We start from the raw sequence: 9,431 nt of genomic DNA on the forward strand, positions 1-9,431 counted from the left end.
GTCTGCTGCAGCATGAACTCACTGACCAGGATCTGCCACGGGGTGACATCCGGACGCCGCCACGGCAGGTCGCGCCTTGCCCCTTCGTACCAGTCGAGCAGTTCGGTCGCCGGGATGTTCATCGGCGGGTACGGCAGAATATGCGCCATGCCCAATACCAATCCCGTAGCCGCGTGGAAGGCACTCAAGGAGGGTAACGAGCGATTCGTCGCCGGCAAGCCCCAACACCCCAGTCAGAGCGTCGAGCACCGGGCCAGCCTTGCCGGCGGGCAGAGCCCCACCGCCGTGGTGTTCGGCTGCGGCGACAGCCGGGTAGCCGCCGAGATCATCTTCGACCAGGGTCTCGGTGACACGTTCGTGGTGCGCACCGCCGGCCATGTCATCGACTCCGCCGTGCTGGGCTCGATCGAGTACGCGGTGTCGGTGCTCAACGTGCCGCTGATCGTCGTCCTGGGCCACGACAGCTGTGGCGCCGTCAAGGCCACCCTCGCCGCGCTTGACGACGGCGCGGTGCCCGGCGGCTATGTGCGCGACCTGGTGGAGCGGGTGACGCCGTCGATCCTGCTGGGCCGCCGCGACGGGCTGACATCGGTAGACGACTTCGAGGCCCGCCATGTCCGCGAGACCGCGGCGCAGCTTCTGGCCCGCTCGACCGCCATTGCCGACCGGGTGGCCGCCGGCACACTGGCGATCGCCTGTTTCACCTACCGGCTGGCCGAGGGCCGGGCGGTGCTGCGGGATCACATCGGCAATATCGGTGAGGAGCCCGCGGGCTGAGCCTCAATGCGTCAGGTCACGCTGATGCCTGCGCGAGCGTCCTCTGACGTCGGCTGCCCAAAATGCTGCGCCAGGGCGGCGCAGTCATCCCATGCGGCATCGTGTGACGGGACTTGGCGCGGTAAATCTCGTCTTTAATCGCACCGGTTATCTCACGCAAAGTGGCTCGACTCCGGCCCGGTCGAGCGCGCAAAGCATGGCCCGCGGCTACGGCCAGCCGGCGTACCGTGAAGAGCTTCGACGGTGGCAATTCGTGGTTGAGGACACGCGCCAGCGCCTCGGTTGCCGCTGGATCGTGAGCGATGTCGCGCAGCAGGCAGGTGACCAACGGCGATGATACCCCTGGCGCGCCCATATCCTTTGCCAGCCAATACATCTCGTTGGCATCTCGGTCGCGCCAGCGCCACCACTGTCGCAGCTGACCGTCAGGTCCGGCGGCACAATCGAAGCCGGTGATGATGGCTTCGGCCAGTCGAGCCGCCTGCCGCAGGGCATCGGACATGCCTTGGGCCGCGGTGAAGTCTTTGAAGTGCCCGGCGTCGCCGACCAGCACCCACCCCGGCCCAGCGCTCTGGCGAAAGTAGCCGTGCCAGTTGGTCATTACCCGGATAGGCCCAACCCGTTTGGCGCCTGCCAGCAGATCGGCAAGCTCGGGCCAGCGCGTGAGACCGTCGGTGAACTTGCGATCCCGGTCCGCATGAAATGCGTTCTGCCTCGCCATGTCGGCCGCGATACCGGCCATGTACAGTCCACCGTCGGTCGGACTGGCAAGGAAGGCGTGCTCGCCTTGCCGGCCAATGCGTAGCCGTCCCTCGCGGTCGTCGACGCCCTCGAAGTAGGCCCAGGCGGGCAATCGGCCGGGTGCGGTGACGAGATACTCGGCTGCACCCGCTGAAGCCGCGACTATCGAATGCCGGCCATCGGCACCGACCACCAGCCGGGCGTTCACATCACCCTGGTCGGTTCGCACGCCGATCACGCGGCCACTGTCGTCGTGCATCAGCCCGGTGACCCGGCAGCCGGTGCGTACGTCGGCGCCGGCCCTGGCCGCCGCCTCGACCAGCAGCACATCAAGTGTCAGCCGGCGCATACACAACCCGGGCGCGGGGAACTGTGGTGGATCGGTTTTGCCGTCGATGTGGACGTCGTCGTTGATCAGCGTGAAGCGGTTCAGCGGCACGCCCCCGGCGGCCAGGACCTCATCAAGGACACCCAGTTCCCGCAGAATCTGCACGCCGCAGGGCTGCATCACGTGCGTCGACGGCGTCTCATGGGGAAAGCGCACCTGGTCGAGCAGGCAAACACGAAGGCCGCGGCGTACCAGCATGGTTGCCAGCGGTGAACCCGCGCAGCGTGCGCCGACGATGGCAACATCGAACAGCTCCATGGCTTCTCCCGGCGACTCCGAGTATCTTACCGTTGGTAAGTCTGCCAGGTGCTGTGGAACTTATCAATGGTTAGATTCGTTGGGTACGGTATTGGTCGTGACTGCAGAGGAGTCGCGGCCGTACCACCATGGACAACTGAGGCGGGCGGGCATCGACGGCGCCGTCGAAGAGATACAGACGGTCGGCGTCGCGGCGGTGAGTATGCGCCGCATCGCGCGCAGGGCCGGGGTTTCTCATGCCGCGCTGGCCTACCAGTTCGGCGACAAGGCCGGAATCTTCACCGCGGTCGCAACGGAGGGGTTCCGGCTGGCGGCGGAGATGATAGGAACCACGGCGGCTGGCCCCGAGGGGTTCATGCACGGTGGCCAGACCTATATCGAGTTCGCGCTGACCTACCCTGGTTACTTCGAGGTGATGTTTCGTCCCTACCTGTACCGCACCGACGACCCGGAACTTGTCGCGGCCCGCGATGCTGCCTTCGACATCATGTATGGCAGTGCTCGCACCAGTCTCGCCGCCCACCGCTCGGGAAACGTACCTGACGAAGACGTTCTGGACCTTGTCTTGGTTGGCTGGTCGTTGAGCCACGGCATTGCCACCCTGTCGCTCACGGCAAACCTGCCCGGTTTGCATCACGCTGACCCTGACGCAACGGCCGCCCAAGTAGCTCGCGGCGTAGTCACGCTGTCCGAACTCGTCCAACGACAGGCCGGCCGCTAAAAGTACTGGCGCGCAATGGAATGACTTAGACCTGGTATCGCGGTGTGACGATGCCGTGGTCGTAGGCGTAGACGATGGCCGCTGCCCGGTCGCGTAGCTCGAGCTTGACGAAGATGCGGCCAATGTGGCTTTTCACGGTGACCTCGGAAATGCAGAGTTCCTCGGCGATTTCGGCGTTGGACCGGCCCTGGGCAATCAGCCTAAGGACGTCGCGCTCGCGTGCGGTCAGTTCCGCGACGGCTTCGGCGCGGGTTTCGCCGGCGGCCCGCCGGTAGGTGGAGAGCACCCGTGAGGTGACCGCGGGGTCGAGGTAGGCATCGCCCTGCGCGACGGCGCGCACCGCGCGGATGAGCTCCTCTGCCGACGAGTCCTTGAGCACGAAGCCCGAGGCGCCAGCGCGCAGCGCACCGGATAGCAGCTCGTCGTCGTTGAAGGTGGTCAGCGCCAGCACCGGCGGCGAACCTGCACCGGCAAGCCGGCGGGTGCCCTCGATCCCGTCGACTCGCTTCATTCTTAAATCCATCACCACCACGTCGGGACGATGTTCGGCGACCGCGGCGCAAACCTCGTCGCCGTCGGAGCATTCAGCGACGATCACGAACCCGTCCTTGCGCCGCAGGATTCGGCGCAGGCCCGAGCGGACCAGATCCTGGTCGTCGACCAGCACCACCGAAATCTCGGGGGTATCCATTCAGCGTGCACACCGCCGCGGTCGAGGCCTCGGGTCGTCGGTCAGCGGGATCTCAGCGCGCACCGACCACCCGTCGGAGCAGGGGCCCGCGTCGAGAATGCCGCCGAGCAGTTCGACTCGTTGGCGCATACCTGCTAGTCCGCGGCCGTCGGCCGACGGCGAGCCGGCGGGTACCGCGACCGGCAGTTCGTTGACGACGGCCAGCACTGCTGTCGACGGTGAAATAACCAGCCGCACACTGGCATTCGAGTCAGGAGCGTGCTTGGCGATGTTAGCCAGCGACTCCTGGGTGATGCGGTAGAGTGCCAGGCCTACCGCCGCCGACACCTGCTCGGTGGGGCCTTCAGTTTGCAGCGAGACTTGCAGCCCCGCCTGCACGAAATCGTCGACCAGGTCACGAATATCTGCGATCCCGGGTTCTGGCACCATCTTCGTCGGGCCCGTGTCGAGCAGCCCGACCGTGCGCCGGATATCGGCCATTGCCTGCCGGCCCAGCCGCTCGGCGTCGACTAGTGCGGTGACCGCATCGTCGACATCGCGGTCACGCTGCAACGCGTGGCGGGCCCCGGTGACATGCAGCATCGTGACCGACAGCGAGTGCGCGATAACGTCGTGCACCTCGCGGGCGATCCGCCGCCGCTCGTCGGCGGCGGCGTGCGCGGCAAGGTCTGCCTGCATCTCCTGCTGCTTGACCAGCAACTCTGCTTGGATGCGCATCAGATACCCAGAGAGCCAACCGATCGCAACGAAGCTCAGGTACAGCGCGAGCCCGTCTAGGCGATGAGCCGTCGAAGCCGCCACCAACAGCGCCACTGCCGACCCGAAGGAAAGCGCCGCCCACATCACGCCGGCCAGGGCCGCGACGCAACCCACCATCATTACCAAGAGGAGCGGAGCGAAGTCGCTGGCAACGGGCGTCGACGTCGCAAACAGCAAGATGACGGTGGCAGTCCAGGACGTCCCCCAGACGAGCCCCGGGCTGTATTTGACTCCCGACAAAAACAGCAGCAGCATCGGCGAGACGCCCACCAGCGCCGCAACTCCGGCCGCTGGCAGATCAGCGCTGCTGCGCTGCAGCGTCGACCCGATCAAGATCAGTACCGTGGTGGCGTCGATCATGATGCCGAACGACCAGGAAAACCCTGGCGGTATCAGTTCATCACGCTGGCGGATCCGATCGCGCACATGTTCTGTCACGCGCATCATCGGCCCATCGTAGAGCGCATCGACGCCGCACACATCGTCCTACAGGCGGATCGGAATTCCGACTGGGGTAGGAGGCCAAAAACCGAACCGTGGCACGACGCCAGGCGCCCGGGAGTTGCCTAGCGTCACTGACATGACATCGACACACCTGCACGAGCGGATGGCCTTAATAGCGCCCCGACCGAGCGGAGTCGCGAAAACCCTTATGCCGCCGCGGTTTTAGGAGGCACTGCAATGTCTGTAATACCAGCCACACGAACCAAGACCTACGAAGAAGTGGTTTCCGAACCGGTTTCAGCACTCATCGAGGTTGGAACGCAGCCGGCCCCGGACTTCGTCGCCGAACACGACCCTGGTCGAAGCCCAGCCGCCGGACAGCTACGGCCCGACCCTTCGAGGAACGGCGCTATCCCGGCGGTCGCCGCCACGCCGGCAGTGCTCAGGATTTCACCGCTAGATCTCCGGGCGCCGCGACACTATCCAGCCCGCTTGGACTTCCTGGAACCCTCTGCGACGGGACGAGCAATAGATCCGAGTTCCCCGCTGGTGGGCGCAAAGTCAGCAACGCCGATAATGACCGCACTGGCGAATATGTCCAATCGACGCTTGCTGATGCTCGCCGTTGGTCTTCTGCTGCTGATCGGCGGTCTCTTCGCAATGCGGTTCCCCGTCTTCCTCGGTGACTTCGACCAGTGGGGCTTCCAAATCAATTGCGGAAGTGGCTTTCACAGCGCTTTCAGCCAGTCCTTGATCGCGGACTCGGCTGGAACCCATTTCGTCGACCGATGCGGAACTGCCATAGCGTTACGTCGCGCGTGGAGCATCCCCCTGGCCGTGAGCGGAGGACTCCTCCTCAGCGCACTGCTAATGAGCCCGCCGCGCGGTCTTTCGGTCCGGATGCGGGCCCTGCGGCGCGACGAGCAGCGGCTTGTCGAGGCAGTCGGCAGCGCCGCGAGTGACGAGGCGGTGCCGCAGCAGACCGCGGCTTGAAATGCTCGCCCGCATCGCGCATTTCACCAGCCGCTACGCCGCGCTGGTCGTCCTCGGGTGGATCGTGATGGCCGCGGCCGGAAACCTGGCCGTGCTTCAGCTGGAGCGGGTTGTCGGCTCGCACTCCCGTTCTTTCATGCCCGTCGACGCGCCGAGCTCGATCGCTGCCAAGCGGTCGGCCGAACTGTTCGGCGATGCATCGAGTAACAACCTCAATTACGTTGTGCTGGAGCGGGGCCGGCCGCTGCAGGCCGACGACCGTCGATACTACGACGCCCTTGTGGCTGCGTTGCGGGCCGACACAGAGCATGTGAACTCCGTCACCGATCTGTGGGCGGCACCAATCACCGAATCCGCGGCGAAAAGCCTCGACGGCCAGGCCGCCGACGTGATGCTGCGGTTGTCGGGGATGCTGGGCACATCGCAGGCCAGCAACTCAGTTGCCGCGGTCCGCCACACGGCGGCCCGTCTTGGGCCGCCCGCAGGCCTGCACGTGTACGTCACCGGGCCCGGTAGCACCATCGCCGACGAGTTCGCCGCGATTGACCACCAGATGCTGGTTATCACCGCGGCAACGGTGGCGGTGATCGCGGCATTGCTGTTGATCGTTTACCGCTCACCGGTCGCTGCGGCCATCCCGCTGATCTCGGTGGGGTTGGCGCTGGCTGTGGCCCGTTCGGTGGTCGCGGCGTTCGCCGAGCACGGTCTGGCCGAGGTGTCGCTGTTCTCGGTTGCGTTGATCGCAGCGATGATCCTGGGTGCTGGCACCGACTACGCCATCTTCTTGATCGGCCGATACCACGAGGGCCGGCGGCGCGGAATCGACCCGGGGGCCGCACTGGTGGACGCCTACCGCGGCGTCGCACCCGTCATCGTCGGGTCGGCGTTGACCATGTCGGCCGCGCTGGCCTGCTTGAGCCTGGCCAAGGTGGGGTTGTTCCGCAGCGTGGGAATGCCTTGCGCCATAGGCGTTTTGACGTCGATGCTGGCGGCGCTCACACTGATCCCGGCACTGATCGGTCTGGCTAGCCGCCGCGGTCTGCTGGAGCCGCGGCGCTCGACTATCGCTCGCCGGTGGCGACGCATCGGCGTGACGGTCGCGCGCTGGCCCGGACCGGTGATGGTGGCCAGCGGCGCACTGATTGTCGTCCTGATGCTGCCGCTTGCGGGCATGCGGACAGGCTGGAACGAACCGGCGGCGACCCCACGCCTCGCCGAGTCCAGCCTCGGTTATGCGGCCATCGACAGGCACTTCCAGGCGAACCGGTTGCTGCCCGACATCGTGACCGTCCAGGCCGACCACGATCTGCGCAATCCGCCCGGGCTGATCGCCATCGAGCGGATCACCCGGCAAATCATGGCGATACCCGGCGTGCGAACGGTGCAGTCGGCCAGCCGACCGGCTGGCACCGTGCCTGACGAGGCAACCCTGACTTACCAGAGCGGAGTGCTCGGCGACCAGCTTGGGGCAGACGTGGACGCGCTCGTCGAGCGGCTTCAACGGGTGGGCGACCTGGATGGCATGCTGGCCCGGCTGGGCAGCGCCGTGGACCAGTTAGGCCGCGGTATGGCCGGCGGCGCTGCGGGGCTGCGTGAAATCGGTTCGGGCGCCGACGATATGCGCGCGGGGATGACTGGTTTACAGGACAGCGTCACCACCGTTTCGGGGTATCTGGACCCGCTGCGCCGATTTGTCGACGGCACACCGGACTGCCCGGCGAATCCGATCTGCGCGGTAGTGGCTCGCGTCGTCGAGCCCGTCGACAGCGTGGTCCGCAGCTCCGCTGAATTATCCACCGGCGCGGGCAAACTGACGTCTGGATCAGGCGTGGCAACAACAGCGCTGACCGCCGTGCCCTCGACGCTGCAGTCGATGCGCGGCGTGCTGGGCCAGGCCCGGGCCGCGACCAGTGAACTGCGGGACGCGGTGAACTCCTTTGCCCCTCGGCTGCACCAGCTCACCGACTACCTGCGAGAGATCGACACGAGTTTCCGGGGCAGCGCGGCGGGCGGATTCTATCTGCCGTCTCGAGCGTTGTCCGACCCGAGATACCGGGAAGCATTGAATGACTTGGTGTCTCGGGACGGCGGGGCGACGTATCTGCTGGTGTACGGCGACCGGCAGGAATGGGGTGCCGACGGTGCCGAGCGCGCCAGGCAGATCGAGACAGCGGTCGCCGAAGCGACCAAGGAAGGCACGCTCACGCCGACAGCGGTCGACTTGGCGGGGGGGGGGCCGGTCACCCGCGACCTTCAGGTTTACGTCCGCCACGACATCGTCTTGCTGGTGGCGGCCACCCTGGTGCTGATCTTTCTGATCGTCGCGATCATGCTGCGCAGCCCGGTGGCGGCAGCGGTGGTGGTGGGCACCGTCATCGTCTCCTACGCCTCGGCGCTGGGCGTCAGCGGGCTCGTCTGGCAGCAGTTGCTCGGCCACGAAATGCACTGGGCCGCCGCGCCGATAGCGTTCATCGCGTTAGTGGCCGTGGGCGCCGACTACAACTTGCTGCTGGCAATGCGGATCCGAGAAGAGGCCCCGGCCGGGATCGGCACCGGCCTAATCCGGGCTTTCGCCGGCACAGGCGGGGTGGTGACCACCGCCGGGATCGTCTTCGGGATCACGATGTTCGCCTTGATGGCCAGCACAGTGCTCCCCGTCGCGCAGACCGGTCTCACCATCGGGGTGGGCCTGTTGCTGGACACATTGATCGTCCGGACATTTTTGATGCCGTCAATGGTGGCGTTGCTGGGGCGCTGGTTCTGGTGGCCGCGGCGTATCACCACACCACGGATCCGGCCGGTCACTGTTGCTGGTGCAGCGACACGCCGAGTGCGGTCGCTCGCATCGGTGTGACCTGGGCTTACGGTGTGAATGTGCTGGATCTAGAGCCGCATGGCCCGCTACCGCCAGAAATTTACTGGCGGCGCAGGGGACTGGCGCTGGGCATTGCGGTCGTTGTGATCGGGATCGTGGTCGCGATCGTCGTCGCTGTGATGAGCAGCAGTGCCGGCGCCAACACCACCGCGTCCGAAAAGCCGACCGCCGCGCCGCCCGCAAAGTCCCCGATCGTGCAGCCACAGGTTCAGCCACCGGCTGCGCCGCCGGCAGCCCCGAACGTCGGCGCCCCTGAGACGCCCACCGCTGCGGTGCAACCGCCGCCGGTGCTCAAGGAGGGCGACGACTGCCCTGACTCGACGCTGGCCGTCAAAGGCCTGACCAACCAACCCCAGTACGTCATCGGTGACCAGCCGAAATTCACCATGGTCGTCACCAACATCGGGTTGGTGTCCTGCAAGCGCGATGTGGGAGCAGCGGTGCTGGCCGCCTACGTCTACTCGTTGGACGGCAAGCGGTTGTGGTCCAACCTCGACTGTGCACCGTCGAACGAGACCCTGGTCAAGACGTTCGCGCCCGGCGAGCAGGTGACCACCGCGGTGACGTGGACCGGCATGGGGTCGGCCCCGCACTGCCCGCTGCCGCGGCCACCGATCGGGCCCGGCACCTACAACCTCGTCGTGCAGCTGGGCAACCTGCGCTCGGCTCCGGTTCCGTTCATTTTGGCTCAGGCGCCGGCGCCGGGTGCCCGGCCGCCTGGTGCCGCTCCGCCGCCGGTCGGCCCGCCGCCGTTTCTCGTGCGGCGGCGCACCGTCTTCACCTG

General features: G+C 66.5%; 8 protein-coding genes and 1 pseudogene. 5 read left to right on the forward strand and 4 right to left on the reverse strand.

Annotated elements, in window-relative coordinates:
• A pseudogene (locus tag ACFE99_RS18280) lies at positions 1–149 on the reverse strand (A/G-specific adenine glycosylase); the annotation flags it as partial.
• On the opposite strand from ACFE99_RS18280, the gene ACFE99_RS18285 reads away from it, so the two are divergent.
• Positions 148–777: a carbonic anhydrase gene (locus tag ACFE99_RS18285; protein ID WP_375487736.1), complete on the forward strand. Its 630-nt coding sequence runs from the start codon at positions 148–150 to the stop codon at positions 775–777. The pseudogene ACFE99_RS18280 and the gene ACFE99_RS18285 sit on opposite strands and share 2 nt — an antisense overlap.
• 16 nt (positions 778–793) lie before the next feature.
• Here ACFE99_RS18285 and ACFE99_RS18290 read toward each other — a convergent pair whose 3' ends face one another.
• On the reverse strand, positions 794–2,164 hold the full coding sequence (locus ACFE99_RS18290; protein ID WP_375487738.1) for an NAD(P)/FAD-dependent oxidoreductase: 1,371 nt from the start codon (positions 2,162–2,164) through the stop codon (positions 794–796).
• Positions 2,165–2,261: 97 nt separating this feature from the next.
• Between ACFE99_RS18290 and ACFE99_RS18295 the strand changes: the two genes are divergently transcribed.
• The gene (locus ACFE99_RS18295) at positions 2,262–2,885 is read left to right on the forward strand and encodes a TetR/AcrR family transcriptional regulator (RefSeq protein WP_375487740.1); all 624 of its coding nucleotides are present in this window, start codon (positions 2,262–2,264) and stop codon (positions 2,883–2,885) included.
• A 25-nt stretch (positions 2,886–2,910) separates the two neighbouring features.
• On the opposite strand, the gene ACFE99_RS18300 is transcribed toward ACFE99_RS18295, so the two are convergent.
• Together ACFE99_RS18300 and ACFE99_RS18305 are read right to left on the reverse strand one after the other, a co-directional pair.
• A complete protein-coding gene (locus tag ACFE99_RS18300) occupies positions 2,911–3,576 on the reverse strand; it encodes a response regulator (protein WP_375487742.1) in 666 nt (221 codons plus the stop codon).
• Positions 3,577–4,782, reverse strand: a complete 1,206-nt coding sequence (locus ACFE99_RS18305; protein ID WP_375487744.1) for a sensor histidine kinase — start codon at positions 4,780–4,782, stop codon at positions 3,577–3,579.
• A 591-nt stretch (positions 4,783–5,373) separates the two neighbouring features.
• On the opposite strand from ACFE99_RS18305, the gene ACFE99_RS18310 reads away from it, so the two are divergent.
• The 3 genes from ACFE99_RS18310 to ACFE99_RS18320 form a co-directional block, all read left to right on the forward strand.
• Positions 5,374–5,772 carry a hypothetical protein gene (locus ACFE99_RS18310; protein WP_375487746.1) on the forward strand — a complete coding sequence of 133 codons (399 nt, stop codon included), beginning with the start codon at positions 5,374–5,376 and terminating at the stop codon, positions 5,770–5,772.
• A 1-nt stretch (position 5,773) separates the two neighbouring features.
• On the forward strand, positions 5,774–8,626 hold the full coding sequence (locus tag ACFE99_RS18315; protein ID WP_375487748.1) for an RND family transporter: 2,853 nt from the start codon (positions 5,774–5,776) through the stop codon (positions 8,624–8,626).
• A 20-nt stretch (positions 8,627–8,646) separates the two neighbouring features.
• The coding region (locus ACFE99_RS18320) for a hypothetical protein (RefSeq protein ID WP_375487750.1) at positions 8,647–9,431 on the forward strand (785 nt) is incomplete at its 3' end.

It is taken from the genome of uncultured Mycobacterium sp. (assembly GCF_964249325.1).
In the GTDB taxonomy this organism is placed as follows: Bacteria; Actinomycetota; Actinomycetes; order Mycobacteriales; family Mycobacteriaceae; genus Mycobacterium.

Coding starts and splice junctions, on each gene's coding strand:
- ACFE99_RS18285 (WP_375487736.1), top strand. CDS start 148: ATGCCCAATACCAATCCCGTAGCCGCGTGGAAGGCACTCAAGGAGGGT.
- ACFE99_RS18290 (WP_375487738.1), bottom strand. CDS start 2,164: ATGGAGCTGTTCGATGTTGCCATCGTCGGCGCACGCTGCGCGGGTTCA.
- ACFE99_RS18305 (WP_375487744.1), bottom strand. CDS start 4,782: ATGATGCGCGTGACAGAACATGTGCGCGATCGGATCCGCCAGCGTGAT.
- ACFE99_RS18310 (WP_375487746.1), top strand. CDS start 5,374: ATGTCCAATCGACGCTTGCTGATGCTCGCCGTTGGTCTTCTGCTGCTG.
- ACFE99_RS18315 (WP_375487748.1), top strand. CDS start 5,774: ATGCTCGCCCGCATCGCGCATTTCACCAGCCGCTACGCCGCGCTGGTC.
- ACFE99_RS18300 (WP_375487742.1), bottom strand. CDS start 3,576: ATGGATACCCCCGAGATTTCGGTGGTGCTGGTCGACGACCAGGATCTG.